22 protein-coding genes are annotated in these 25531 nt (G+C 64.2%); 14 read left to right on the top strand and 8 right to left on the bottom strand.

Annotated features, from left to right (window positions below):
• Positions 1-84 precede the first annotated feature (84 nt).
• Positions 85-600, bottom strand: a complete 516-nt coding sequence (locus G8E10_RS16995) for a SixA phosphatase family protein (RefSeq protein WP_167130031.1) — start codon at positions 598-600, stop codon at positions 85-87.
• A gap of 349 nt (positions 601-949) precedes the next feature.
• On the opposite strand from G8E10_RS16995, the gene dksA reads away from it, so the two are divergent.
• Positions 950-1369, top strand: a complete 420-nt coding sequence (dksA, locus tag G8E10_RS17000) for an RNA polymerase-binding protein DksA (protein ID WP_110798987.1) — start codon at positions 950-952, stop codon at positions 1367-1369.
• Positions 1370-1488: 119 nt separating this feature from the next.
• Here dksA and G8E10_RS17005 read toward each other — a convergent pair whose 3' ends face one another.
• A complete protein-coding gene (locus G8E10_RS17005; RefSeq protein WP_167130032.1) occupies positions 1489-2487 on the bottom strand; it encodes a flagellar biosynthetic protein FliO in 999 nt (332 codons plus the stop codon).
• A 447-nt stretch (positions 2488-2934) separates the two neighbouring features.
• Between G8E10_RS17005 and cckA the strand changes: the two genes are divergently transcribed.
• Both cckA and G8E10_RS17015 read left to right on the top strand, forming a co-directional pair.
• Positions 2935-5556 (top strand): cell cycle histidine kinase CckA, encoded by a 2622-nt coding sequence (cckA, locus tag G8E10_RS17010; protein ID WP_167130033.1) that lies wholly within the window; start codon positions 2935-2937, stop codon positions 5554-5556.
• Between the two features lie 131 nt (positions 5557-5687).
• Positions 5688-6158: a YqhG/Tai3 family protein gene (locus G8E10_RS17015; RefSeq protein WP_167130034.1), complete on the top strand. Its 471-nt coding sequence runs from the start codon at positions 5688-5690 to the stop codon at positions 6156-6158.
• Positions 6159-6215: 57 nt separating this feature from the next.
• Here the strand turns inward: G8E10_RS17015 and G8E10_RS17020 are convergent, their stop codons facing one another.
• Together G8E10_RS17020 and G8E10_RS17025 are read right to left on the bottom strand one after the other, a co-directional pair.
• Entirely contained in the window at positions 6216-7139 is a 924-nt protein-coding gene (locus G8E10_RS17020) for a pseudouridine-5'-phosphate glycosidase (protein WP_110798983.1), read from the bottom strand.
• On the bottom strand, positions 7136-8116 hold the full coding sequence (locus tag G8E10_RS17025) for a carbohydrate kinase family protein (RefSeq protein ID WP_167130035.1): 981 nt from the start codon (positions 8114-8116) through the stop codon (positions 7136-7138). The genes G8E10_RS17020 and G8E10_RS17025 overlap by 4 nt, the downstream gene beginning before the upstream one ends.
• 234 nt (positions 8117-8350) lie before the next feature.
• On the opposite strand from G8E10_RS17025, the gene recA reads away from it, so the two are divergent.
• Together recA and alaS are read left to right on the top strand one after the other, a co-directional pair.
• Positions 8351-9442, top strand: coding sequence for a recombinase RecA (recA, locus tag G8E10_RS17030; RefSeq protein ID WP_110727950.1), 1092 nt, complete (start codon positions 8351-8353; stop codon positions 9440-9442).
• Positions 9443-9811: 369 nt separating this feature from the next.
• Complete coding sequence (gene alaS, locus G8E10_RS17035; protein ID WP_110798981.1) at positions 9812-12490, top strand: alanine--tRNA ligase; 2679 nt, start codon at positions 9812-9814, stop codon at positions 12488-12490.
• Positions 12491-12962: 472 nt separating this feature from the next.
• Here alaS and G8E10_RS17040 read toward each other — a convergent pair whose 3' ends face one another.
• Positions 12963-13424 carry a GNAT family N-acetyltransferase gene (locus G8E10_RS17040; RefSeq protein ID WP_167130036.1) on the bottom strand — a complete coding sequence of 154 codons (462 nt, stop codon included), beginning with the start codon at positions 13422-13424 and terminating at the stop codon, positions 12963-12965.
• Positions 13425-13549: 125 nt separating this feature from the next.
• On the bottom strand, positions 13550-14764 hold the full coding sequence (locus tag G8E10_RS17045) for an NADP-dependent isocitrate dehydrogenase (RefSeq protein WP_092933920.1): 1215 nt from the start codon (positions 14762-14764) through the stop codon (positions 13550-13552).
• A gap of 183 nt (positions 14765-14947) precedes the next feature.
• On the opposite strand from G8E10_RS17045, the gene G8E10_RS17050 reads away from it, so the two are divergent.
• The 5 genes from G8E10_RS17050 (at position 14948) to G8E10_RS17070 (ending at position 21022) form a co-directional block, all read left to right on the top strand.
• Positions 14948-17077, top strand: a complete 2130-nt coding sequence (locus tag G8E10_RS17050; RefSeq protein WP_167130037.1) for an FUSC family protein — start codon at positions 14948-14950, stop codon at positions 17075-17077.
• Entirely contained in the window at positions 17074-17592 is a 519-nt protein-coding gene (locus G8E10_RS17055; protein ID WP_167130038.1) for a hypothetical protein, read from the top strand. The genes G8E10_RS17050 and G8E10_RS17055 overlap by 4 nt, the downstream gene beginning before the upstream one ends.
• A gap of 94 nt (positions 17593-17686) precedes the next feature.
• Positions 17687-18547, top strand: coding sequence for an RNA methyltransferase (locus G8E10_RS17060; protein ID WP_167130039.1), 861 nt, complete (start codon positions 17687-17689; stop codon positions 18545-18547).
• Position 18548: 1 nt separating this feature from the next.
• Positions 18549-19343 (top strand): glutamate racemase, encoded by a 795-nt coding sequence (murI, locus tag G8E10_RS17065; RefSeq protein WP_281517629.1) that lies wholly within the window; start codon positions 18549-18551, stop codon positions 19341-19343.
• A gap of 167 nt (positions 19344-19510) precedes the next feature.
• Positions 19511-21022 carry a helicase HerA domain-containing protein gene (locus G8E10_RS17070; protein WP_167130041.1) on the top strand — a complete coding sequence of 504 codons (1512 nt, stop codon included), beginning with the start codon at positions 19511-19513 and terminating at the stop codon, positions 21020-21022.
• A 1-nt stretch (position 21023) separates the two neighbouring features.
• Here the strand turns inward: G8E10_RS17070 and G8E10_RS17075 are convergent, their stop codons facing one another.
• Together G8E10_RS17075 and G8E10_RS17080 are read right to left on the bottom strand one after the other, a co-directional pair.
• Positions 21024-21458: a TA system VapC family ribonuclease toxin gene (locus G8E10_RS17075; protein ID WP_167130042.1), complete on the bottom strand. Its 435-nt coding sequence runs from the start codon at positions 21456-21458 to the stop codon at positions 21024-21026.
• The gene (locus G8E10_RS17080) at positions 21455-21730 is read right to left on the bottom strand and encodes a CopG family transcriptional regulator (RefSeq protein WP_132447335.1); all 276 of its coding nucleotides are present in this window, start codon (positions 21728-21730) and stop codon (positions 21455-21457) included. Before G8E10_RS17080 ends, G8E10_RS17075 begins: the two co-directional genes overlap by 4 nt.
• Positions 21731-21948: 218 nt before the next feature.
• Between G8E10_RS17080 and rpsD the strand changes: the two genes are divergently transcribed.
• The 4 genes from rpsD to G8E10_RS17100 all read left to right on the top strand — a co-directional run bounded on the left by rpsD (position 21949) and on the right by G8E10_RS17100 (position 25463).
• Positions 21949-22566 (top strand): 30S ribosomal protein S4, encoded by a 618-nt coding sequence (gene rpsD / locus G8E10_RS17085; protein ID WP_092933906.1) that lies wholly within the window; start codon positions 21949-21951, stop codon positions 22564-22566.
• A 102-nt stretch (positions 22567-22668) separates the two neighbouring features.
• Positions 22669-23613, top strand: a complete 945-nt coding sequence (locus G8E10_RS17090) for a glutaminase (RefSeq protein ID WP_167130043.1) — start codon at positions 22669-22671, stop codon at positions 23611-23613.
• A gap of 120 nt (positions 23614-23733) precedes the next feature.
• Entirely contained in the window at positions 23734-24639 is a 906-nt protein-coding gene (ttcA, locus tag G8E10_RS17095) for a tRNA 2-thiocytidine(32) synthetase TtcA (protein ID WP_281517630.1), read from the top strand.
• The gene (locus G8E10_RS17100) at positions 24636-25463 is read left to right on the top strand and encodes an inositol monophosphatase family protein (RefSeq protein WP_167130044.1); all 828 of its coding nucleotides are present in this window, start codon (positions 24636-24638) and stop codon (positions 25461-25463) included. Before ttcA ends, G8E10_RS17100 begins: the two co-directional genes overlap by 4 nt.
• The last annotated feature ends 68 nt before the right edge of the window (positions 25464-25531 follow it).

Here is a 25531-nt window from a genome sequence, read left to right on the forward strand (position 1 = left end):
CGCAAGCGATATAGGGAGCCGCGCGCGTGCGGGAAAGGCAGGCGCGCCCAACGTGTCGTGGAAAGATCGCTCGCAGATCTGGATTTACGGGGTCATGACCTCGACAAGCCGGCCGGGAAGTTCGTCTAAGGCCGTGTCCGGCTTGCGGGCGATGGCGATGACCATGCCGGGCAGGAAGCCAGCGGGCAAAGCGCGCGTGGCGGTCGCCGAGCCGAGGCACTCCCAGGCGAGATGCTCCAGAACCGGATTGTGTCCGATGATGGTCAACGGAGCGCCGGCGCCGGCTCTCGCTTTGATGTCACCGATGACGGCGAGATAGGCATCGAGCGCGCCGTCATAGAGCGGCTCCTCGAATGAGATCGAAGCGGACGGCGTCGTGCCGAGCAGAATATCGGCGGTCTGGCGGCAGCGGCGTGCCGACGAGCAGGCGATATCGCCCAGCGTCCAGCCGCGCTTCTGTAGCGTCGCGGCCATGCGGGCTGCATCCGCCCGGCCCATCTCATCGAGCGTCCGGTCGAAATCCCGCTCTCCAGCCCTTGGGCCCCCCGCACGGGCATGGCGGACGAGGAACAGGGCTGGCTGGGATATTGCGGAAGACATGGAGGAAGCCACCGGACGACTGAGATCAGACCTTGTCTCCCGGCCGTCGGCAAAGATCAAGCGTGGGCCGGGCTTCCGACGTTGCGACAGAGAGGACTAACCGAAAAAGACTGCCTCTTTTTTCGGCCGGATTGCATTGTGCGGACGTCCGAACCTCCGGTCGTGCAGCGGCCATCCGGTATCGGACAGCCGCCTTCCTGTCATGTTCTTGTAATTCTGGTGAAATATGAGGCCATTAGCTTCGTTTTCGAGCAATTTGAAATATGCGTGCGCCGTTCGCAGAGACTTGAAACACAGTCTTCATAGGTCTATAGACCCGCCGCATGAGATGTTCTTCAGGAGAAACGCGTTGAGTGAGAAGATCGATCTTGGTACCTTCGTTCTTTCCGAAGACGATGAATTCATGAACTCCCAGCAACGGGCTTACTTTAGAGCCAAGTTGAATGCCTGGAAGAACGATATCCTTCGGGAAGCGCGCGAGACGCTCGGCCACCTTGCCGAAGAGAGCGCCAATCACCCCGATCTCGCCGACCGCGCCTCATCGGAAACCGACCGTGCCATCGAGCTTCGGGCACGCGATCGTCAGCGCAAGCTGATCTCCAAGATCGATGCCGCCCTGCAGCGGATCGACGAAGGCACCTACGGCTACTGCGAGGAAACCGGTGAACCCATCGGCCTGCGCCGCCTCGACGCCCGCCCTATCGCGACCCTGTCGATCGAAGCACAGGAACGGCACGAGCGCCGCGAGAAGGTTTATCGCGACGAGTGAGCGTCCTTTTTCGGACGCCGTGCATTCTGAACATCTTCTAAATGGTCGCCTTTGGCGGCCATTTTTGCGTCAGGGGACCAGTCCAGGTCGGAAGGCGTCCTGTTACGCGGCGCAATCCATCATGGCTTGCGCTCGTTCCCCATCTCGCTCAGCATCCGGTTCATCTCCTCCTCAAGCGTCGGCTCGTTACGCGGGGCCGGGCGGGGTGCTTCGATGGACGGGGCGCGGGGCGCGGAGTCGGGTGCCAGACGGCCGAGGTCGCCGGAGATCTGGGCGTCGAGCAGGCGCTCGAAATCCCGTCCTTCGTCACGGTTGCCGATCTCGGTGCCGGGCGGCTTGGGTCTTGCAGCAGCGGCTGCCGGCTGGGCGGGAGAGGCGGCTGCAGCCGGCGCGGGGATCTGGGGGAGAACACGCGCGCGGGCGGCTTCGAGAATGTCCTCGGGGGCCTTCCGCCCGGACGGAGCGGCGGCACCCGCGAGCGATTGCGGCGGTGCTGTCTGGGCCGGTGCGGCGGTGCGGGTTGCCGGCGGCTGTCGGGGCGCGATGGCGTCGTCGCCATAGAGCGCCTGCCCCATATTGGAGACTGGCGGCTGTGTCGGGCGTGCTGCCGGGCGAGGGTCCGGCATCGACTGAGCGCGCTGCTCGGGCCTTGGTTCTGTTCGGACTTCCGGGCGACGCTCCTGCGCGATGCGGGCGGCAGGTGCGGGCAGGGCATCCGGGCGGGCAGGTGCTGCAAGGTTTGCGGCAGAGGGCTGGCCGGCGATCTGCTGTGTGGCGGGCGGCGCGGCGATGGCCGTCTGTCCAGCCTCGGAGGCGTCCAGTCGCGGCTTGGCGCCGACGATCCGGCTTTCGATGACGATATCGGTCGGACCGCCGATCATGATCAAGTGCTCGACATCATCCCGGCGCACGAGCACGAGCCGGCGGCGCGTATCCACCGCCGCGGCGTCGAGGACGGCAAGACGCGGCTGGCGATTCTTGCCGCCGCGGATGAAGGGGGAGGATGCGCGATTGCGCATGAACCAGAGGACGGCCACCAGAGCCAGCAGACCCGCGGCGACGGCCACGGCCGCGATGATGAACCGACCGCCGTTATTGCCGACGACATCTTCAAACATCTTCGCTCTCCTCGTCTTTTAGGTGCAGCGCATAAGCGACGCTGCGGAATTGGGAATTGACGTCTTTTTGCCGGTGGAAACAAGCCGTGAGAACGCGTTGTCCCGGTAAATGGAGCGGTCGCCTGTCGCGTCCAGAGATGGCCGTGCGGAAATCCGGGCCGATCTACGGAATGTCGGAAACGCCTGCTGACATATGGGCGTCTTCGTCCTGTCGGTCTGTCGACGGCGCGAGGGCGGGAAGGGGAACGAGCCTTGCCTGCCGAATGACGGGCAAGACGCTACGATACCGAGATTCCTTGTGAATTCGGCGTTAATTCGCCCCACTGACGCCTTGAGAACGCTTTGTCAGACTGGCGTCGGCTGATAAAGAGAATCGACCAATGACGTCGCGTGCGCGGACCTTCCATGGGCCGGGCCATTTCAAGCGGCGGGGCAATGAGGACCCTGATGACGAAACTGCGACAGGCAGACGAGTATCGCATGCCGATCGTCGATCGGGGAACGCGTCCGGGAACCGTGCTGCGCATCGTGCTTCTGGCGATCGTGCTGATCGCCTCGGCCGCGGCTTTCGTGATCTTCAAGAACCAGCTCGGCAACGAGGTGGTGCTCGGCATTCTCGGCATCCTCGCGATGGTCGGCATCTTTTTTCTGGTTTCCGCCGTCATCGGCTTCATCGAGGTCATGCCGCAGTCGCGCCCCGACGAGCTCGCGCGCGCCTTTCTCGACGGGCACCCCGAGGGCACCTTGATCACCGACCGAAAGGGCCGGATCGTCTATGCCAATGCGGCCTATGGCGCGCTGACGGGTGCCGACAAGGCGAACGACGTGCAGTCGCTGGAGACCATCCTCTCGCGTGACCGCGAGGCGACGGAGGCGATCTACCGCCTGACGAACGGCCTGCGTGAGGGCAAGGCCGGACACGAGGAATTCCGCCTGATGAAGCCATTGCGTGCCGCTGGCGGATCGGCGGGCTCCGGTGCGCACTGGTTTCGCCTGAAGGCCCGCGTGCTGCCGCTTGAGGATGCCGACCGCAATCCGCTCTATATCTGGCAGATCTCCGACATCACTGCCGATCGCGACGATCAGGAGCGTTTCTTCAAGGAACTGCAGAACGCGATCGACTATCTCGACCACGCGCCGGCCGGCTTCTTCTCCGCCGGCAAGAAGGGCGAGATCTTCTACATCAACGCGACGCTGGCCGATTGGCTCGGACTCGATCTGACCAAGTTCCAGCCGGGCTCGATGACGATCGCCGATCTGGTGGCCGGCGAGGGACTGGCGCTGGTGCAGTCGGTGCAGGCGGATCCCGGCCTGCGCAAGACGAAGACGCTCGACCTCGATCTGCGCCGATCGAACGGGCAGAGCTTTGCCGTGCGCATGGTTCACCGGGTCTCCTCTGCCCGCGACGGTGCGCCCGGCGAAAGCCGGACGATCGTGCTGGCGCGCACGGTGGACGAGGAAGCCGATCCTTCGGCCTCGCTTGCGGCCATCCGCTTCACGCGCTTCTTCAACAACACGCCGATGGCGATTGCCTCCGTGGATGGCAACGGCCGCATCCTGCGGACCAATGCGCCCTTCCTAAAACTGTTTTCGGGCGTGGTGTCGCAGGACGACATGGAGCGCGGGGCGCTGCTGGAGAGCGTGGCGCGCGTGTCCGAACGCGGTCGCCTGCAGGAGGCGCTGGCGGCGGCCAAGGACCGGCAGAGCGATATCGCGCCGCTCGACCTGCCGCACCCGACCGACGAGAACCGCTTCTTCCGTTTCTACGTCAATGCCGTGATCGACCAGAGCGTCGCGAACCAGAGCGAACCGGCGCCGGAAGAGGCCGCCATCGTGTATGCCGTCGAGATTACCGAGCAGAAAGCGCTGGAAACCCAGATGGCGCAGACGCAGAAGATGAATGCGGTGGGAACGCTCGCCGGCGGCATCGCACACGACTTCAACAATGTGCTGACCGCCATCCTGCTCTCCTCCGATCATCTTCTGCTCTCGGCGCGTCCCTCCGACGCGAGCTTTGCCGACCTGATGGAGATCAAGCGGAACGCCAACCGCGCCGCCGTGCTGGTGCGCCAGCTGCTCGCCTTTTCGCGCAAGCAGACCATGCGCCCGACCGTGCTCAACATGACCGACGTCATCGGCGACCTGCGCATGCTGGTGGACCGCATGACGGGCACGCATGTGAAGCTGGAAGTGGAATATGGCCGCGACCTCTGGCCGGTACGCACCGATCTCGGGCAGTTCGAGCAAGTGCTGATCAACCTTGCGGTCAACGCCCGTGACGCCATGCCAAGTGGTGGCACGATCACGATCCGCACCCGCAATATGCCTGCCGAAGAAGCGGCGGCGCTCAACCGACGCGAGCTTCCGGCGGAGGATTTCGTCGTCGTGGAGGTCAGCGACGAGGGGACGGGCATCCCGCCCGAGATCGTCGACAAGATCTTTGAGCCGTTCTTCACCACCAAGGAAGTCGGCAAGGGCACGGGCCTCGGCCTCTCCATGGTCTACGGCATCGTCAAGCAGTCCGGCGGCTTCATCTATCCGGAATCCGAAGTCGGCAAGGGCACCACCTTCCGCATCCTGCTGCCGCGCTTCATCGAGGAGACGATGCCGGCGTCCGGCGAGCCGGGTGCTCTCGACCAGCCGCTGACGCTCGCCACCTCGATCCCCCCGAAGGCAGAGGAGCCGACCGACCTCACCGGCGACAGCGCCATCGTCCTCCTCGTCGAGGATGAAGAGGCCGTGCGCCGCGGTGGCAAGCGCATGCTGGAGACGCGCGGCTACAAGGTCTACGAAGCCGGCTCCGGCGTCGAAGCGCTGGAGGTGATGGAAGAGCTGAACGGCATGGTGGACATCGTCGTCTCCGATGTCGTCATGCCCGAAATGGACGGTCCGACGCTGCTGCGCGAGCTGCGCAAGACTTATCCCGATCTCAAGTTCATTTTCGTGTCCGGTTATGCCGAGGATGCCTTTGCGCGGAACCTGCCGGCGGATGCGAAATTCGGATTTCTGCCGAAGCCGTTCTCGCTGAAGCAGCTGGCGGTGGCCGTGCGCGAGATGCTGGATAGCTGATCTCATGTTCGGCGCGCGCTGGTCCCTCCCGAAATGCGGCTCGGATCAGGTGGCTGCCGAGCGGCTATCTGGCAGCGTCGCCAATGACATGACTTCGGCCAATCGCGGCCGGCAATGAATGGGATATGTCCATGCGCCTTCCCCTGCTTCTGCTCAGCACGCTTTTGATGCTTTTCGCCGCAGCGCCGTCTTTTGCGGCGACCTACCGGACACCCGAGGCGCTGATCAAGGCGCTCTACCGCTACGACCCCGACGAAACGGACGCCGAAGCGCCGTCGCCCTATACGCCCTTCTTCTCGGACGCGCTCAATGCGCGTTTCCAGGCAGACCGCGACAGTACGCCGGAGGGCGAAGTGGGTGCGATCGACTTCGACCCGGTGATCTCCGGCAATGACGGACGCGCGCGCAAGGTGACGACCAGCCCGCCGATCATCATCGACGACAGGGCCGAGCTGGAGGTGAGCTTCGAGAATGGCGGGCCGGTGACGCTCTACTACACGCTGGTGCGGGAGCATGGCGGCTGGAAGGTGGACGATATCGCCAACCAGCAGGGCGATATCCCGTGGAGCCTGTCGGGCCTGTTCAACGACGCCAGCCGGTAGGGCGGTCGATGTCGGGATGAGGCGGCGCGATGATGACGCCGCCTCGTTCCCCGGGTATCACATCATCGCAACGGCGATTTCGGCGGCGAGGCGTGCATTGTTCTCGACCAGCGCAATGTTGGTTTCGAGGCTGCGGCCATCGGTCAGCTCGAAGATGCTCTGCAGCAGATAGGGCGTGACCGCCTTGCCGACGATCTTGTCGTGGTCGGCATTGTCGAGCGCGCGGGCAATATAGATCTCCATTTCGTCGCGCGGAATTTCGCTTGTCTCCGGTACCGGGTTGGCGATCAGCATGCCGCCGTCGATGCCGAGGCGGTCGCGCATCCGCTGAAAGTTGGCGATGGCGGCGGGGCTGTTCAGCATCAGCGGGCTCTTCAGCCCCGAATCGCGCGACCAGAAGGCCGGGAAGATGTCGCTGTCATAGGTGACGACCGGCACGCCGCGGGTTTCCAGCACTTCGAGGGTTTTTGGAATATCGAGGATGGCCTTTGCGCCGGCGCAGACCACGATAACGCCGGTGCGGGCGAGCTCTTCGAGGTCGGCCGAGATGTCGAAGGTCTCCTCGGCCTTGCGGTGCACCCCGCCGATGCCGCCTGTGGCGAAGACGCGGATGCCGGCGCGGGCGGCGGCGATCATGGTGGCGGCGACGGTGGTCGCGCCCGTGCGGCGTTCGGCGATAGCAAAGGCAAGGTCGGCGCGCGAGACCTTCATGGCGCCGCGGGTCTGGGCCAGCGCTTCCAGCAGTTCGGCATCGAGACCGATGTGCAGCGTGCCGTCGATGACGGCGATGGTCGCGGGAACGGCGCCCTGGTCACGGATGATCGCCTCGACGCTGCGGGCCATGTCGAGATTGCCGGGGTAGGGCATGCCATGGGTGATGATGGTCGATTCCAGCGCGACGATGGCCGAGCCACGTGCCTTGGCGGCGGCGACTTCGGAGGAATAGGCGATCGGCAGATCGTGCGAGATGGGGCGTGTCATGGGGCATCCTTTTCGGCAATGCGGTGATGAGGCTGTGAAAACAGGATTTCGGCAGGCGACACAAGGTCCAATTCCTGCGCCAGCCGTTCTGGAGAAAGATCGTCTGCCACCGCCAGCGGCGAGCGGACGGTCACGGCGGCGGCACCCACGCCTGCGCGCAGGCATTCGCCGAGAGCCGCGCCCCGCATCAGGGCGTCGAGGAAGCCGGCCGCCAGCGCATCTCCGGCGCCGGTCACGTCGCCCAAGGCTTCGATGACAGGGGGGCGCACGGTTGCGACCGCGTCGCCCTTGAAGGCAACGGCCGCACGGCCGCCACGCGTGACCACCCCGCCGGCAATGCCCGCGCCTCGCAGGATCGCCGGCCAGCCGTCCGCCGTCGTGCTCTTTTCGCCGCCGATCGCGGCGGCCTCGGCCTCGTTGAGAAACAGAAGGTCGAGATGGGGAAAGGCCGGCCTCAGCCTTTCGACCTTTGCCGGAGAGATGGCGATCGCCGCCGTCCGCGCACCTGCTTCCTTCGCCATCCGAAGGGCGGCGGACAGCGTTTCGGCGGGCAGGTTCGCATCGACCAGCACGAGATGCGCCTCGTCAACGAGATCGCGCAACGCGCGCTGGCGGAGCCTGCGGGGCGAGAACATCGTGTAGAGATCCATGTCGGCGAGCGCGACGACGAGGTTGCCGTCCGCCTCCAGAATGGCGGTGTAGCTCGGCGTCCGCCTGTCGAGGAAGGTGAACGCGCGGTCGATGACGCCCGCGGCTTCCGCCGCACGCGCCACCGTTTCCCCCTCCGCATCGCCGCCACGCGGCGCGACCATGCTGACGGACAGGCCCAGCCGCGCCATGCCGCGTGCCGCGTTGAAACCGCCGCCGCCGGCCTCCTCGAACCAGCGGCCCGGATTGCTGGCGCCGAGCGTCGTGGTGCTGGCGATACGACCGCGCCGATCGATATGCGCGCCGCCGAAGACGACCACGTTCTTCATGCGATGTCTCCTGGTGCGAGAACCCCTACGAACCGATTCGCTCGACCGGACGGAGGGGAGAACGGTTGTACTTCAATGACATGCACAGGGGAGAACATGAACGGAACACAGCTCGAATTCGAATGATGAGTCAATGCGTTGAAGGCCTCTTGCAGGATGAGAACAAAAAGAGTACATACAGACCAGCGGCGGGTTCATTGCCTCGATTGACCCGATAACCTAAAGGTGGATGAAATGGCTCAGAACTCTTTGCGGCTCGTAGAGGACAAATCGGTGGATAAAAGCAAGGCGCTGGAAGCAGCACTCTCCCAGATCGAACGGTCGTTCGGCAAGGGATCGATCATGAAGCTCGGTGGAAAAGACAGTATTGTCGAGATCGAGACCGTTTCGACGGGATCTCTCGGCCTGGATATTGCGCTGGGCATCGGCGGCCTTCCCAAAGGGCGCATTGTCGAAATCTACGGTCCGGAGAGCTCGGGCAAGACGACGATGGCGCTGCAGACCATTGCCGAGGCACAGAAGACCGGCGGCATTTGCGCGTTCGTGGATGCTGAGCACGCGCTCGATCCGGTCTATGCCCGCAAGCTCGGCGTCGATCTTGAAAACCTCCTGATTTCGCAGCCGGATACCGGTGAGCAGGCACTTGAGATCACCGATACGCTGGTCCGCTCCGGCGCGATCGACGTTCTCGTCATCGACTCGGTGGCGGCTCTGACGCCGCGGGCGGAAATCGAAGGCGAAATGGGCGACAGCCTTCCCGGCCTGCAGGCCCGCCTGATGAGCCAGGCGCTGCGCAAGCTGACGGCCTCGATCTCGAAGTCGAAGTGCATGGTGATCTTCATCAACCAGATCCGCATGAAGATCGGTGTCATGTTCGGTTCGCCGGAAACGACGACGGGCGGCAACGCACTGAAGTTCTATGCCTCGGTTCGCCTCGACATCCGCCGTATCGGCGCGGTCAAGGAGCGTGACGAGATCATCGGCAACCAGACCAAGGTCAAGGTCGTCAAGAACAAGATGGCACCGCCCTTCAAGCAGGTCGAATTCGACATCATGTATGGCGAGGGCGTGTCCAAGACCGGCGAACTGGTCGATCTCGGCGTCAAGGCCGGCATCGTCGAAAAATCCGGCGCCTGGTTCTCCTACAACAGCCAGCGTCTGGGGCAGGGTCGTGAAAACGCCAAGGCCTATCTGCGCGACAATCCGGAGACGGCGCGCGAGATCGAGCAGTCGCTTCGCCAGAACGCCGGCCTGATCGCCGAGAAGTTCCTGGAAGACGGCGGTCCAGAGCCGGACAGCGATGGTGACGAAGCCGCTCTGGGCTAGGACGCGCGAAGAGAGTCTCGAGGTGCGTGACGTTGTCGTCATGCGCGCCTCTTCAGGCAGGCTCGACAGGTTCTGATGTCAGGCCATGCCTGTGTCGAGCGGCTGCTCCCTTCCGGGGCGGCCGTTTTGCTGTGTGATCGGTGCAGACCGTGATGGGCGATCCGTGCGGGCGCGAAGGATTGCACGTGGTGGCGCCTGTTGCGGGACATGCTGCTGGACAGGCATTTCTGCGAACGATAAAAGCCTCGGGTTCGCGCATGCCTGCTGCTCCGATGATGGAACCGGCTTGCGCGTGGACGTGAACAATCGATACCGCCCGGAGCCGCTCGTTAGCAGCAGCCAGGGTAGCGCAGGGACGAAGGACCAGACATGAGCGGCGTAAACGAGATCCGGTCGACATTCCTCGACTATTTCAAGACGAACGGCCACACGGTCGTGCCGTCGAGCCCGCTCGTGCCGCGCAACGATCCGACGCTGATGTTCACCAATGCGGGCATGGTCCAGTTCAAGAACGTCTTTACCGGTCTGGAGCAGCGCCCGTTTTCCACCGCCACGACCGCGCAGAAATGCGTGCGCGCCGGCGGCAAGCACAACGACCTCGACAATGTCGGTTACACCGCGCGCCATCACACCTTCTTCGAAATGCTCGGCAACTTCTCGTTCGGCGATTATTTCAAGGAACGCGCCATCGAGCTTGCCTGGAACCTGATTACGAAGGAATTCGGCATCGATGCCAAGCGTCTGCTGGTGACGGTCTACCACACCGACGACGAGGCGTTCGGCCTCTGGAAGAAGATCGCCGGCCTCTCCGACGACCGCATCATCCGCATCCCGACCAGCGATAATTTCTGGGCCATGGGCGATACCGGCCCCTGCGGTCCGTGCTCGGAAATCTTCTACGACCACGGCGATCATATCTGGGGTGGACCTCCAGGCTCGCCGGACGAAGATGGCGACCGGTTCATCGAGATCTGGAACCTCGTCTTCATGCAGTATGAGCAGGTGACGAAGGAAGAGCGCCTCGACCTGCCGCGCCCGTCGATCGACACCGGCATGGGCCTGGAACGCGTCGCGGCGCTGCTGCAGGGCAAGCATGACAATTACGATATCGACCTTTTCCGCGCGCTGATCTCGGCCTCCGAGGAAGCGACCGGCGTCAAGGCCGAGGGCGACCGGCGCGCCAGCCATCGGGTGATCGCCGACCACCTGCGCTCCTCCGCCTTCCTGATTGCCGATGGCGTGCTGCCGTCGAACGAAGGCCGTGGCTATGTGCTACGCCGCATCATGCGCCGGGCAATGCGCCATGCCGAATTGCTGGGCGCCCGCGAACCTTTGATGTGGAAGCTGCTGCCGGCGCTGGTTGGCGAGATGGGCCGTGCCTATCCGGAACTGGTGCGAGCCGAGTCGCTGATTTCGGAGACGCTGAAGCTTGAGGAAACCCGTTTCCGCAAGACGCTCGATCGCGGCCTCGGCCTGCTCGCCGACGCGACGGCGACGCTCGACAAGGGCGATACGCTCGATGGCGAGACGGCGTTCAAGCTCTACGACACCTACGGCTTCCCGCTCGACCTGACGCAGGACGCGCTGCGCGGCCGTGGCATCGGCGTCGATCTCACAAGCTTCAACGATGCGATGCAGCGGCAGAAGGCCGAAGCGCGCGCCAGCTGGTCCGGTTCCGGCGATACCGCGACGGAAACCATCTGGTACGAGCTGAAGGATCGCTTCGGCGCAACCGAGTTCCTCGGATACGACACGGAGACGGCCGAAGGCGTCGTGCAGGCGCTAGTGCGCGGCGGGGCGCTGATCGAGTCGGCATCGGCCGGCGAAACCGTCCAGATCGTGGTCAGCCAGACGCCGTTCTACGGCGAATCCGGTGGCCAGATGGGCGATACCGGCATCATTACCTCCGACGGCGCACGCCTGAGCGTGACCGACACGCAGAAGCGCGGCGAGGGCGTGTTCGTCCACATCGCGACGGTCGATGAGGGCACGATCAAGGCTGGCGACGCCGTGGCGCTGACCGTCGATCACGCCCGCCGCGGCCGGCTCCGCGCCAATCATTCGGCGACACACCTGCTGCACGAGGCGCTGCGCGAGGTTCTGGGCACCCATGTCGCGCAGAAGGGGTCGCTGGTCGCGCCCGAGCGCCTGCGCTTCGACGTCTCGCACCCCAAGCCGATGACGGCCGAAGAGCTGAAGATCGTCGAGGACATGGCCAATGAGATTATCGTCCAGAATACGGCTGTGACGACACGCCTGATGAGCGTCGACGACGCCATTGCCGAGGGCGCTATGGCGCTGTTCGGCGAAAAATATGGCGACGAGGTGCGCGTGGTGTCGATGGGGCAGGGCGTGCGCGGCACGAAGGCCGGCCGTCCCTATTCGGTCGAGCTCTGCGGCGGCACGCATGTCGGTGCGACGGGCGAGATCGGGCTCGTGCGAATCCTTGGCGAAAGCGCCGTCGGTTCCGGCGTACGCCGCATCGAGGCACTGACCGGCGTCTCGGCGCTCGGCTATCTCTCGGAACAGGATGAGCGCGTGAAGACGCTGGCCTCCACGCTGAAGGTCCAGCCCGGCGACGTCATCGGCCGCGTTGAGAGCCTGATGGACGAGCGGCGCAAGCTCGAGCGCGAACTGACGGATGCGCGGCGCAAGCTGGCGCTCGGGGGCGGCGGTGCTGCCGGCTCCACGGATGCGGCGCGCGAGATCGGCGGCATCAAGTTCCTCGGCAAGGTCGTCACCGGCGTCGATCCAAAAGACCTCAAGGGCCTTGCCGACGATGGCAAGAAGAGCCTCGGCTCCGGCATCGTCGCCTTTATCGGCGTGGCCGATGACGGCAAGGCCAGCGCGGTCGTTGGCGTGACCGAAGACCTCGTCAAGGCGCACAGCGCCGTCGATCTCGTCCGCATCGCGTCCGTCGCCCTCGGCGGCAAAGGCGGCGGCGGCCGTCCCGACATGGCCCAGGCCGGCGGCCCCGACGGCACCCTCGCCGCCGACGCCATCGAAGCGGTCGCGCAGGCGATCGCGGATATTGCGGCTGCTGCTTGATCGAGCTTGTTTGAGGGCGCGCTGACGACAGCGCGCTCGCATTTTCTTGAGTGTACGTGATGATCGCCCTGGGGCGCTTTGGTCATACAAGCTGTTCAGCCGCAGGGAGCTTTCAGACGGTTTCTGGCTCATCGTTTCCGATGAGAAAAAGCGAAAACCGCAAAAGCTTCTTCTGTAAGGGCCCGATGATAACGGGCGGTCCATCCACCTCTCCGTCATTCTGGGCTTGACCCGGACTCTAGCCAGCCCAAGTCCTCGGGCTGAGACCTGTCTTTTGACCTGACAGGCGTCGCTTCTGAAACCGCATCGGTGAAGATAGAGGCAGAGTTTTTGTCGGCAGCGTGCCTGCCGTCTCGCCAGAAATTTGCTCCGCCTGTTGCCCAGTTTGGCAGCCGATCAAGCGGACCACGTATCGGAGCCGCTTGCAACCGCCCATGTTCAAAGCCTTGACAGCGCCGCCTCGCTCCGGTGGCTAAAGCGGCTTGCGATACTGAACAAACCCCGAGGCCGCCGCGACGCGGTCGTAGAGGCGGCGGGCGGTGGTGTTGTGGTCTTGGGTCAGCCAGTAGAGGCGGCCGGCTTGTTTCTCGCGGGCGAGATCGGCGGTGGCTTCGATGAGGGCGCCGCCGGTGCCTGCGCCGCGGCTGGTGGGGTCGACGAAGAGGTCCTGGAGGTAGCAGGTGCTCTCCGGAAGCCAGCAGGAACGGTGGAAGATGATGTGGGCGATGCCGGCGAGGCGGTCGTTCGCATCGAAGGCGCCGAGCGCATGCATGGGCTCGGAGGCGTCCAGCAGCCGCTGCCAGGTGAGATCGTATTGGGCCTCCGGGAGCGTCGTCTCGTAGAAGGCGAGGTAGGCGCGCCACATCGGTTCCCACTGCGTACGATCCTGCGGTTCGAGGGGGCGGATCGTCTGCTGGGTGAGGCTTGTGGTCATCGGTGTCTCGCGGGAGGATGTCTTACGCCGGGTAAGAGCGCTGCGTGTAGTATGACCAAGTGATGAAACGAAAGAACCCGGCTGTAAAGCCGGGTTCGATGCATGCCGTCGGGTTTTGTGCCGGATCAGGCGGCCATGGCCTTACCCAGGTTTTCGTCGATCTTGTCGAGGAAACCGGTGGTGGAGAGCCAGGGCTGGTCGGGACCGATGAGGAGTGCGAGGTCCTTGGTCATGTAGCCGTCCTCGACCGTCTCGATGCAGACGCGCTCCAGCGTGTCGGCGAACTTTGTCAGCTCGGCATTGCCGTCGAGCTTTGCGCGATGGGCGAGGCCACGCGTCCAGGCGAAGATCGAGGCGATCGAGTTGGTCGAGGTTTCCTCGCCCTTCTGGTGCTGGCGGTAGTGGCGCGTCACCGTGCCGTGTGCGGCTTCGGCTTCCACCGTCTGGCCATCCGGTGTCATCAGAACCGAGGTCATCAGGCCGAGCGAGCCGAAGCCCTGGGCCACGATGTCGGACTGGACGTCGCCGTCATAGTTCTTGCAGGCCCAGACGTAGCCACCCGACCACTTGAGCGCCGAGGCGACCATGTCGTCGATCAGGCGGTGTTCGTACCAGATCTTGGCTTCCTTGAACTTGTCTGCGAATTCCTTTTCGAAGACCTCCTGGAAGATGTCCTTGAAGCGGCCGTCATAGACCTTGAGGATGGTGTTCTTGGTCGACAGGTAGACCGGAACGCCGCGCTGCAGGCCGTAGTTCAGCGATGCGCGGGCGAAATCGGTGATCGATTCGTCGAGGTTGTACATGCCCATGGCCACGCCGGCGGCCGGTGCGTCGTAAACTTCGTGTTCGATTTCCGTGCCGTCGTCGCCGACGAACTTCATCGTCAGCTTGCCCTTGCCGGGGAACTTGAAGTCGGTCGCGCGGTACTGGTCGCCGAAGGCGTGGCGGCCGACGATGATCGGCTTGGTCCAGCCGGGAACGAGGCGCGGCACGTTCTTGCAGATGATCGGCTCGCGGAAGATGACTCCGCCGAGAATGTTGCGGATCGTGCCGTTCGGCGACTTCCACATCTTCTTCAGGCCGAATTCCTCGACGCGCTGCTCGTCCGGGGTGATTGTCGCGCACTTGACGCCGACGCCGTGCTTCTTGATGGCGTTGGCCGCGTCGATCGTCACCTTGTCGTCGGTGGCGTCGCGGTTTTCCATGCCGAGATCGTAGTATTCAAGGTCGATGTCCAGGTAGGGGTGGATCAGTTTTTCCTTGATGAACTGCCAGATGATGCGGGTCATCTCGTCGCCGTCGAGTTCGACGACGGGATTGGCGACCTTGATCTTGCTCATGAATACGTGCCTCGTAGCTTGGAGTGGGGCTGGAAATAACGGATGCCCCGTTTGCGGAACGGACGATAGGTGGCGCTATAGCATTGGCAAGGCCCGAGGCAAAGCGGCGGGCGTTAAAACTTATGCGACTTTCGCGATCTTATCGTTTGAAAACAGTGGATCGAGCGTCGATACGACATGGCCATGGATGTCTTTTCCCTGCGTGACTGGCTGCTCGCCAACGATCCCGCCTTTTCGCGGCTGCGCACCGGGCTGCGGGTGACGCTGAGCGTCTGCCTGTCCGTCGGTCTTCTCGCAGCGTTTCACAGTCTCGTCGCTCCTCTACCGAAGGCCGCCTATGCGCTGGCCATCACGCTGTCGATCCAGAGCGGCCTGTCGGTGAAGGACGCCTCGATGCGCGAGCAGTTCGCGACGCGGCTTATGGGCTGCGGCGTCTGCATCGGCGTCGTGGGGCTTGCCGCGCTTCTGGAAGGGAACCGGCTCGCCTCCGATCTCGCCTTCCTCGTGCTGATCTTCCTGGCCACTTACGCCAGGACTTTTGGGCCGCGCGGCTTCGCGCTCGGCATGTTCGCCTTCATGTCTTACTTCATCGGCGCCTATCTCCGGCCCGACCTCGGCGACCTGCCGGCAACGGCGCTGGGGCCGCTGACGGCGCTTCTGGTCGGGCAGGGCGTCCGCCGCTTCGTCCTGGCCGACGACTGGCGGGTCGATCTCGGTCGGGCGGTGGTGGCGGTGGAAACGCGGGTCGATCGCATCCTCGCCCGGATTTCCGCGACGACCGGCGGGATCGACGAGCGCGACCGGCGGCAGATGGATCGGCAGGTGGAGCGGCTGAAGGATGCCGTGCTGATGGCGGAAAGCTTCGTGCCGGCGCGGCCCGAGACGGACGGGCGACACGATGCGGAACGGGACGATCCGCGCCGGATCGCGGTGACGATCTGCCTCTTCGAACTGCATGTCGCGGCCGAGAGCCTCGTCGTTCTCTCGCGGCAGGCTTTTCCGCCGGCGCGGCTGGTTGCCGCCCTGCGTGTTGGATCGCGGGAGCGGGTGGAACGGCTGGCCCGCAATGCCGCGCGATCGGCACCGGACGACATCTATCTGCAGGAAACGATCGATGCCTGCCTGTCGCTCGATGCTGTGCGGCGGCGGCTTGCCGTTGCGGTGCAGCGGTTCGTGGCGGCGCCGGATGTTTCGCGAGGGATGGAGGCGCCGGACAATGCTGGAGCGGTCGGGCTCAAGCTGGCAGGCTTCACCCTCTCCGACCCGGCGGTGCGCACGGCCATCCAGATCACGCTCGCCTCCGCCCTTGCCATGGTTTTCGGGCTGATGCTGTCGCGGGAGCGATGGTTCTGGGCGGTGCTGTCGGCCTTCCTCGTCTTTACCAATACGCGATCCCGCGGGGATACGGCGATGCGGGCCGTCCAGCGGTCCATCGGGACGCTGTTCGGCATCTCCGTCGGTCTCGTGGCAGCGAGCCTGCTGCAGACGATGACGCCGGTGATTCTCGTTCTCGCCGCTGTCTGCGTCTTTCTGGCGTTCTACCTCCTGGCCATCTCCTATGCCGCCATGACCTTCTTTGTGTCGATCGTGCTGGCGCTGGTCTACAGCCTGATCGGCAGCCTGACGCCGGAGGTGCTGATCCTACGGCTCGAAGAAACGGTCATCGGCTCGCTCGCGGGGTTGGCGGTGGCCTTTCTGGTCTTTCCTGCACGGACGGAAACGCTGGCGGGCGAGGCGCTTCACCGCTGGTGCACAGCGCTGCGGCGCCTGTTGACGGATGCCGCGGAAGGGCGCAGCGGCTTCGATCTGATCCACCGGTCGCAGGTGCTGGAGCGGGCCTATGCCGAACTTTCCTCGGTCGTCCGGCCGCTCGGATCCTCTTGGCAACTGGTGACGCGGCCGGGCGTCGTGCGGCAAACGCTGATGACTTTGATGACGGCGACCTACTGGGCGCGGACCTTTGCCGGCGGGCTCGCGGCCGATCCGTCCCGCAACGGGCTGGACTTCCACGTCGTCGGCGCAGGGGAAGCAGACGAAGGCGGCCTCCCGTCCGCGCAGATGGTGCCGCTGGTGGCGGAGGCGCTGGCCGCCGTCGACCGGATCGAGGCGAAGGGTGGCGCGTTATTTTTGACGAAGCGGATGGCGCTGCCGCGCAAGCGCCGTCATTTCCGCCTATCGCGGCAGTCGTCCCTCGTCGGCCTGGAGATGATCGCGCTGACGCTGTCGCGGCTGGAGCCGGAGCTAGAGGCGGGGGACGCGCCACAGACATCCCCGCCGACCAAGCCGGGGCCGCATCAGGAGAGCCGCGCGTGAAACGAACCCTTCTCTGTACCCTTTTTGCCCTCGCCGGCACGGCGGCACATGCCGCCGATGTCGCGGCGCCGGTCAAGGAAATCATGGCGGAAGCGCAGAATGGCTGGTCGGAAAATCCGGTCGGGGAACCGCGCGACTATTTCGATGACGAGCGTCTGAAGCGGATCTACAGCCAGGATTTCGTACGTGTCTACAAGGATGCGACGCGTTTTCCCGCTTTTGAGGATGGCGATTCGCCACTCGATTACGACCCGATCGTCAGCGGGCAGGACAGTTGCTCGCTGAAGGACGTGAAGATCGTGCCGGCAGCACCCGTGACCGGGCGTGCCGATGTGGCTGTTACCTTCGACAATATCTCCTGCCTTGAAGATCCGGGCGACCGGAAGCCCGCCGAGCTGCATTTCATCGTCGTCGAGGAAAACGGGCATCCCGTTATCGACGATATCCTGCGCGGCGGCGAGCAGGGCTCGCTGAAGGGCGAACTTGCCGCCATCGCCGCGCAGGGTGCGCAGTAGGCCCCGTCTTTCAAAACCGGCCGATCTGTGCGACGAAGCGGCGACATGTGACGGGAGCCGTTTCGGATGCGGCACCGCTTGGAATGGGGACGATATGGCAGGTACGAACAGTGAGCGTCCGCTTCTGGCGGAGGGACCGGCGATCATTCTGGTCCATCCGCAGCTCGGCGAGAACATCGGCATGGTTGCCCGGGCGATGGCGAATTTCGGGCTGGCCGAACTGCGTCTCGTCAACCCGCGCGACGGCTGGCCGAGCGAGAAGGCGCAGGCCGCCGCCAGCCGGGCCGACCATGTCATCAATCAGGCCAAGCTGTACGAGACCACGGAGGAGGCCGTTGCCGACCTCAATTTCGTCTATGCGACGACGGCGCGTGACCGATACGGCTATAAGCCGGTGCGTGCGCCGGGCGTGGCGGCGGAAACGCTGCGCGGCCGTTTTGCCAAGGGCGAGAAGACCGGGATCCTCTTCGGTCGTGAACGCACCGGTCTCACCAATGAGGAGATCGCGCTGGCCGACGAGATCGTGACGTTTCCGGTCAATCCGGCCTTCGCCTCGCTCAATCTCGCGCAGGCCGTGTTGCTGATGTCGTACGAGTGGATGAAGACGTCCATGGTCTCGGAGGACCAGACATCCTTTCAGGCGCTGCCACAGCAGCCGGCGACCAAGACCGATCTGCAGGGACTATTCGATCATGTGGAAGAAGCGCTCGATTCGCGGGGCTATTTCCGGCCGCTCGCCAAGCGCCCGAAGCTCGTTGACAACCTGCGGGCGGTTCTGACGCGGCCGGCCTTCAGCGCTACCGAAATCCGCGTCATCCGCGGTGTCATTTCCTCGCTCGACCGCTTTTCCCGGGAAACGCCGCGCGGCGCGGGTGCGCCCGCCGATGGACGGAGCGGGGCCGGCCGCAACGTCGCGTCGCCAGAGACGGTATCGCCAGACGAGAGCGAGAGCTGACATGAAGCCGGTTCTCGTCTTCGACAGCGGTATCGGCGGGCTGACGGTGCTGCGCGAGGCGCGGGTGCTGATGCCGGAGCGGCATTTCATCTATGTCGCCGACGATGCAGGCTTTCCCTATGGCGGCTGGACGGACGAGGCGGCGCTCAAGGCGCGGATCATCGGCCTTTTCGCGGACCTTCTCGCGCAGCACGATCCGGAGGTGTGCATCGTCGCCTGCAATACGGCGTTTACGCTGGTGGGGGCTGACCTTCGCGCCGCCTTCCCGCAGATGCGCTTCGTCGGCACGGTTCCCGCGATCAAGCCGGCGGCGGAGCGGACGCGCTCCGGCATGGTCTCGGTGCTCGCCACCCCCGGCACGGTCAAGCGCGCCTATACCCGTGATCTCATCCAGTCCTTCGCCGCGCAGTGCGATGTCCAGCTTGTCGGCTCGCAGCATCTGGCGGCGATGGCGGAGGCCTATATTCGCGGAGAGACGGTGGAGGATGCCGCCGTGCTCGAAGAGATCGCGCCGTGTTTTCGGGAGGTTGACGGGCGCCGCACCGACATCGTCGTGCTCGCCTGCACGCATTACCCCTTCATGGCCAACGTCTTCCGCAAGCTTGCGCCCTGGCCGGTGGACTGGCTCGATCCGGCGGAAGCCATCGCCCGGCAGGCCCGCCGGCTGGTGCCTGCGTCTGAGAGCTACGTGCCGCTAACGGGCATCGATCCCGCGATCTTCACCTCGGCAGCGCCTGACTTCTCCACACGGCGGTTGCTGCAGGGGTTCGGGCTGACGGTGTCGCCGCCGCTTTAAGTCCTTGTTTTGCTGCATGTCGTTCTCGCAAAACCGCTGCACACTTTTGCGCGACATGCTTTAGCTGTGGGTTGCGCCCGATGACGGGCGCGGGACTTCGCAAATTCTGATAGGCATCAAGACTGCCGGCGTGGCGGCGCGGCATTCCAGACGAGAACGAGGGTTTCATGAAGGTCGGCATCGACATGGGGACGGCGATGGACGGCGCGTCCGTACCGCTCGATATCGAAGAATTGCTGGCGACGCGCCTTCTGGTGCAGGGCAATTCCGGTTCCGGAAAATCGCATCTGCTCCGCCGCCTTCTCGAGCAATCCGCACCCTGGGTGCAGCAATGCATCATCGATCCGGAAGGCGACTTCGTGACGCTGGCCGACAAGTTCGGCCATGTGGTGGTGGAAGGCGAGCGGACGGAGGCGGAGCTTGTGGGCATCGCTTCGCGCATCCGCCAGCATCGCGTCTCCTGCGTTCTCTCGCTGGAAGGGCTCGATATCGAGCAGCAGATGCGCACTGCTGGCCTTTTCCTCAATGCTCTGTTCGATGCCGACCGGGAGTTTTGGTATCCGATCCTCGTGGTCGTGGACGAGGCGCAGTTGTTTGCGCCCTCGGTCGGCGGCGACGTGACCGAGGAGGTGCGCAAGCTCTCGCTTGGCGCGATGACCAATCTGATGTGCCGCGGCCGTAAACGCGGTCTCGCCGGTGTGATCGCGACGCAGCGGCTGGCGAAGCTTGCCAAAAACGTGGCAGCGGAAGCCTCCAACTTCCTGATGGGACGCACCTTTCTTGATATCGACATGGCGCGCGCTGCCGACCTGCTCGGCATGGATCGGCGGACGGCGGAGATGTTTCGCGATCTGAAGCGGGGCTCCTTCGTGGCGCTCGGGCCTGCCTTGTCGCGCCGTCCGCTGCCGGTGACGATCGGGACGGTGGAGACCTCGGCACGGTCGACCAGTCCGATGCTGACGCCTCTGCCGGAGGCGATGGCGGATGTGGAAGACCTGATCTTCACGCCCGACCCGGACGAACTCACCCGGCCGCTGACGCGCCGAACAGTGCCGGCACCCCGGCCGGCGACGGATATTCTGGCCGAACTCTCGCGTCCCCGCCCGGAACCCGTGGCACCCATCGAGGCGCGTCCGCAGCAGCCGGACATGCCGCCGGCCGACCGGGATGCGCTCCTCGACCAGATCCTCGCCGAAATCCTCGATCATCCCGGTGCGGCCTTCCGGGCCGATGCGGAGCTGTTTCAGGACTTCCTCGTGCGCTGCCGTATCCGTCGCGTGCCGGGTGCAGCACTTTCCCTGTCGGCGTTCCGCCGCAAGATGGCGATCAGCCGCTCCGGCGTCGATGCCGATACGGCTGCGACCGACGCCTGGAAGACGGCGCTCGACCTGTCGCGGCAGGTGACGGAGGATCTGCAGGGCGTGTTTCTCAACGTTGCGCAGGCTGCCTTGCGGGGGCTGCCATGCCCCTCCGACCTGATGATCGCGCGCGCCTACGGCACCCATTCCTCACGCCGCGCCCGCCGTTTGCTCGGCTATTTCGAAGAGCAGGGGCTGATCGTCGTGCACGGCGATGCGGCCGGCCGACGGATCGTTGCGTTTCCCGACCTGAATACCGAAACGGCGCCGGGCGATCCGAATGCTGCGCTCGACATGGACGAGCGGAGCGCTGCGGAATAGGTCAGGTCGGGATGAGGTGAAGGGCTTCGGCGCCGCCGATGACGGTTGTCACATCGATATGACGGTCGAAGGTCGCAAGCCTGCCGCCCTTCGACGCGGCAAGGCCGAGGAGATAGGTATCGGTGATTTGATTGTGGTGGGTGATTCTCTCGAGGGAAAAGAAAGAGGCGTTTGCGAGGCTGACGTCATCCGCCCAAGAATGCCGTCTGGCACGTTTTGCTATCATATCGATCATTCCGGAGACGACGACGGCCGAGCCGGGGTAACGGACATAGGTTCGGTTGCTCAGTATCCGAATGACGCCGTTCTCCGTGATCGGGCATGTGGCCCAGCCATCCTCGCCGAGATCACGTATCCATTCGTGTGCGGCGCTATGAAACGGACTGCCGGCGTCCAGCAGCGCGATCAGGACATTCACATCGAGAAGATAGATCATGCCTCCTCGTCTCGAAGCGCGTTGACCATCTCCAGAGTTGTGACCGGGGTGCCCGGGGTATAGGGGAGAACCGGAAATCCGTTTCTCTCCACTCCCGTCGGCGATCGTTCAAGGGAGCCGCGCACGAGGTCGGAAACAATCTCGTCGAACGTTTTCTTCTCGCGTGCGGCCATTCCTTCGACGGCGTCAACGAGGTCTTCATCGATCCTTGCAGTCCGCGGCATGACGTTCTCCACATCCGAGAGGTCCTTATACCTGACAACATCGGTCACCTCAACGCATGCCCTATGTTGACAATTCCATGACTTGCCCCTAAACACCGCGACAACGCCGGGCCGCAAAGCCCGGTGTTTTATTTGACATGTCCCGTGGCGTCTCCGTTAGCTTAATGCGAGAGGCCTGTCAGAACGGCGCAAGCGGTTCAGAGGAGGGCGTGTTTCCTTCATCCTGTCTGGCAACGGACGGGTGCAACGTTCTGAAAGGAAATGCGATGAGCAAGCGCGAATCGTCCAAGTACAAAATCGACCGCCGTATGGGCGAGAACATCTGGGGTCGTCCGAAGTCCCCGGTGAACCGCCGCGAATACGGCCCCGGCCAGCACGGCCAGCGTCGCAAGTCCAAGCTTTCGGACTTCGGTGTTCAGCTGCGCGCCAAGCAGAAGCTCAAGGGCTACTACGGCGACATCCGCGAGAAGCAGTTCCGCGCGACCTACGACGAAGCCAACCGCCGCAAGGGCGACACCTCGGAGAACCTGATCGGTCTGCTCGAATCGCGTCTCGACGCGATCGTGTACCGCGCCAAGTTCGTTCCCACGGTCTTTGCTGCCCGTCAGTTCGTCAACCATGGCCACGTCACGGTCAACGGCGTTCGCGTCAACATCGGTTCGTACCGCTGCAAGGTCGGCGACGTCATCGAAGTTCGTGAAAAGTCCAAGCAGCTCGTTTCCGTTCTCGAAGCCGTCGGCCTCGCAGAGCGTGACGTTCCCGACTACATCGAAGTCGATCACAACAAGATGGTTGCGACCTTCGCACGCATCCCGTTCCTTGCAGACGTGCCTTACGCCGTTATCATGGAACCGAACCTGGTCGTCGAATTCTATTCGCGATAAGCTTTTGGCCAGGCTTCGGCCTTGCACATTCGGGAAAAAGCCGCTCCATTCGGGGCGGCTTTTTTCATGCGAAGAACCGCCTGGCAACGACGTGAGGACCCCATGTCGGATACGGAACATCTCGATCTCCAGTCGGTGCTCGACGACATCTATGCAGCCGTCGAGCCGCGGCGCGGCGAGGGGAAGGTTGCGGACTATATCCCCCAGCTTGCCCGCATCGACCCCAAGAGCTTCGGCATGGCGATCGTCACCGTCAATGGCAAGGTGTTTTCCGTGGGCGATGCCGCGGTTCCATTCTCGATCCAGAGCATTTCCAAGGTCTTCACGCTGACGCTGGCGCTCGGCAAGCATGGCGAGCGACTGTGGAAGCGGGTGGGGCGCGAGCCGTCGGGTTCTGCCTTCAACTCGATCGTGCAGCTGGAGCATGAGGGCGGAAAGCCGCGCAATCCCTTCATCAATGCCGGCGCCATCACGATCAGCGACCTCATTCTTGCCGGCCACACGCCGCGCGAGGTGATCGGCGAGATCCTGCGCTTCATGCGGATGCTGGCCGATGACGAGGATATCTCGATCGATCCGCAGGTGGCGAAATCGGAGGCCGCGACGGGTTTCCGCAATGCGGCGCTCGCCAATTTCATGCGGTCCTTCGGCAAGCTCGATCATCCCGTAGAGCATGTCCTCGGGGTCTATTTCCACCACTGCGCCATTGCGATGACCTGCGTGCAGCTTGCCAGGGCCGGCCTGTTCCTGGCCAATAACGGGCAGCAGCCGGGCACGGGGCACTCCATCGTGTCGCGCCAGCGGGCGCGCCGTATCAACGCGCTGATGCTGACCTGCGGCCATTACGACGGCTCCGGCGATTTCGCCTATCATGTCGGCCTTCCCGGCAAGAGCGGCGTCGGCGGCGGCATCATGGCGGTGGCGCCGGGTAAGGCCGCGGTTGCCGTCTGGTCGCCGGGGCTGAACGAGAACGGAAATTCGCAGCTCGGCTCGGTGGCGCTGGAAATGCTGGCGAACCGCACCGGATGGTCCGTGTTCGGCGCGTAACGCGATCTTCGGATCGATTTGTCTTGATCTTGACACGTCCGGCGGGCATGGCAGGCCATCCAAACGCATCCGCGTGCCTGTCGGCCTCCTGCCGAAGAGCCTCTGCCGGAAAGCCCGTCGATGACACCTGATTCCATGCTGCTGAACGACGATCCCAAGGGATCGCACATCGAACCTCTGGCCGAACCGCCCGCCGATCTGCCGGCGATCTTTCGCGGCATGCCGGACAGCGTCAGCTTCAACAAGCTGCGCAAGCGCCTCTTGCGCAATGTCCGCCAGGCGATCGAAGATTTCGGGATGCTGAATGGCCAGAAGCGCTGGCTGATCGGCGTGTCCGGTGGCAAGGACAGCTACAGCCTGCTGGCGCTGCTGATCGACCTGCAATGGCGCGGCCTGCTGCCGGTCGAGCTGATTGCCTGCAATCTGGATCAGGGCCAGCCCAACTTCCCCAAGCACATCCTGCCGGAGTATCTCGCGTCCATCGGTGTGCGTCACCGCATCGAGTATCGCGACACCTATTCGATCGTGAAGGAGAAGGTGCCGGCGGGCGGGACCTATTGCGCGCTCTGTTCCCGCCTGCGGCGTGGCAATCTCTACCGGATCGCCCGTGAGGAGGGCTGCGATGCCCTTGTACTCGGCCATCACCGCGAGGACATTCTCGAGACCTTCTTCATGAACTTCTTCCACGGCGGGCGGCTGGCGACGATGCCGGCAAAGCTCGTCAATGACGAGGGCGACCTGACGGTGCTCAGGCCGCTGGCCTATGCGGCGGAAGACGATCTCGCGAAATTCGCCGCCGCCATGCAGTTCCCGATCATCCCCTGCGACCTTTGCGGCTCGCAGGACGGGCTGGAGCGCAATGCGATGAAGGCGATGCTGGCCGACATCGAAGCCCGCATGCCCGGCCGCAAGGACACGATGCTGCGCGCGCTCGGCCATGCCAACCCGTCGCACCTGCTCGACCCCAAGCTTTTCGACTTCCAGTCGCTGACGACGCAACCTACAAAAACGGAGCATCTTTCATGACCCGCGAGATCGACATTGCCGGACTGGCCAACCTGCTGCAGGAGGCCGCCGCAATCGAAATCATGCCGCGCTTCCGCAATCTTTCGAGCGGCGACGTCCGGATGAAGACGGAGGCGATCGACCTCGTCACCGAGGCCGACGAAGCGGCGGAGCGGCTGATCAAGGCGCGCATCGGCGATGTCGTTCCGGGGGCGCTGTTCATCGGCGAGGAGTCGGTTGCCGCCGACCCTGCGCTTCTGGACAAGCTCGCCGGCGCCGACGTCGCCGTCATCGTCGATCCGATCGACGGCACCTTCAACTACGCCGCGGGAATGCCGCTGTTCGGTGTGATGGCGAGCGTGGTCGCAGGCGGTGAGACGATCGCCGGGATCATCTACGATCCGATGGGCAATGACTGGGTGATCGCGGAGAAGGGGGCCGGCGCGTGGCTTTGCCGTGCAGACGGATCGCAGGACCAGCTTTCGGTCACCCCGGCGCCGGCGACGCTTGCGGATCTCGTTGGCTGCGCGTCCACGGGGTTCTATGCGCCGGACGCGCGCCGGACCATCATGGGCAACATGGCCAGCGTGCGGATCGCGACCAGCTACCGCTGCGCAGCGCATGAGTACCGCGCCTTCTCCGCCGGGCACTTCCACTTTCTGATGTATCAGAAGCTGATGCCGTGGGACCATCTGGCGGGTTGCCTGATCGCAGAAGAGGCCGGCGCCTATGTTCGCCGCTTCGATGGTTCGCGCTACCAGCCGCAGCATCTGGATGGTGGTCTGCTGGTCGCGTCCGATGAGGCAAGCTGGCATCTGCTGCGGGAGAAGGTTTTCACGATCTGACGTCTTGGACAGACTGTGATACCAAAAAGGGCGGCCAGTGGCCGCCCTTTTTCGATTCTGCCGCCAAG

The organism is Ferranicluibacter rubi (assembly GCF_011603255.1).
Lineage (GTDB): Bacteria > Pseudomonadota > Alphaproteobacteria > Rhizobiales > Rhizobiaceae > Ferranicluibacter > Ferranicluibacter rubi.

Bases quoted from the DNA above. Each gene is read 5' to 3' on its own strand.
- G8E10_RS16995 (WP_167130031.1), bottom strand. From the start codon at position 600: ATGTCTTCCGCAATATCCCAGCCAGCCCTGTTCCTCGTCCGCCATGCC.
- G8E10_RS17005 (WP_167130032.1), bottom strand. From the start codon at position 2,487: ATGTTTGAAGATGTCGTCGGCAATAACGGCGGTCGGTTCATCATCGCG.
- cckA (WP_167130033.1), top strand. From the start codon at position 2,935: ATGACGAAACTGCGACAGGCAGACGAGTATCGCATGCCGATCGTCGAT.
- G8E10_RS17015 (WP_167130034.1), top strand. From the start codon at position 5,688: ATGCGCCTTCCCCTGCTTCTGCTCAGCACGCTTTTGATGCTTTTCGCC.
- G8E10_RS17020 (WP_110798983.1), bottom strand. From the start codon at position 7,139: ATGACACGCCCCATCTCGCACGATCTGCCGATCGCCTATTCCTCCGAA.
- G8E10_RS17025 (WP_167130035.1), bottom strand. From the start codon at position 8,116: ATGAAGAACGTGGTCGTCTTCGGCGGCGCGCATATCGATCGGCGCGGT.
- recA (WP_110727950.1), top strand. From the start codon at position 8,351: ATGGCTCAGAACTCTTTGCGGCTCGTAGAGGACAAATCGGTGGATAAA.
- alaS (WP_110798981.1), top strand. From the start codon at position 9,812: ATGAGCGGCGTAAACGAGATCCGGTCGACATTCCTCGACTATTTCAAG.
- G8E10_RS17040 (WP_167130036.1), bottom strand. From the start codon at position 13,424: ATGACCACAAGCCTCACCCAGCAGACGATCCGCCCCCTCGAACCGCAG.
- G8E10_RS17045 (WP_092933920.1), bottom strand. From the start codon at position 14,764: ATGAGCAAGATCAAGGTCGCCAATCCCGTCGTCGAACTCGACGGCGAC.
- G8E10_RS17050 (WP_167130037.1), top strand. From the start codon at position 14,948: ATGGATGTCTTTTCCCTGCGTGACTGGCTGCTCGCCAACGATCCCGCC.
- G8E10_RS17060 (WP_167130039.1), top strand. From the start codon at position 17,687: ATGGCAGGTACGAACAGTGAGCGTCCGCTTCTGGCGGAGGGACCGGCG.
- murI (WP_281517629.1), top strand. From the start codon at position 18,549: ATGAAGCCGGTTCTCGTCTTCGACAGCGGTATCGGCGGGCTGACGGTG.
- G8E10_RS17070 (WP_167130041.1), top strand. From the start codon at position 19,511: ATGAAGGTCGGCATCGACATGGGGACGGCGATGGACGGCGCGTCCGTA.
- G8E10_RS17075 (WP_167130042.1), bottom strand. From the start codon at position 21,458: ATGATCTATCTTCTCGATGTGAATGTCCTGATCGCGCTGCTGGACGCC.
- rpsD (WP_092933906.1), top strand. From the start codon at position 21,949: ATGAGCAAGCGCGAATCGTCCAAGTACAAAATCGACCGCCGTATGGGC.
- G8E10_RS17090 (WP_167130043.1), top strand. From the start codon at position 22,669: ATGTCGGATACGGAACATCTCGATCTCCAGTCGGTGCTCGACGACATC.
- ttcA (WP_281517630.1), top strand. From the start codon at position 23,734: ATGACACCTGATTCCATGCTGCTGAACGACGATCCCAAGGGATCGCAC.
- G8E10_RS17100 (WP_167130044.1), top strand. From the start codon at position 24,636: ATGACCCGCGAGATCGACATTGCCGGACTGGCCAACCTGCTGCAGGAG.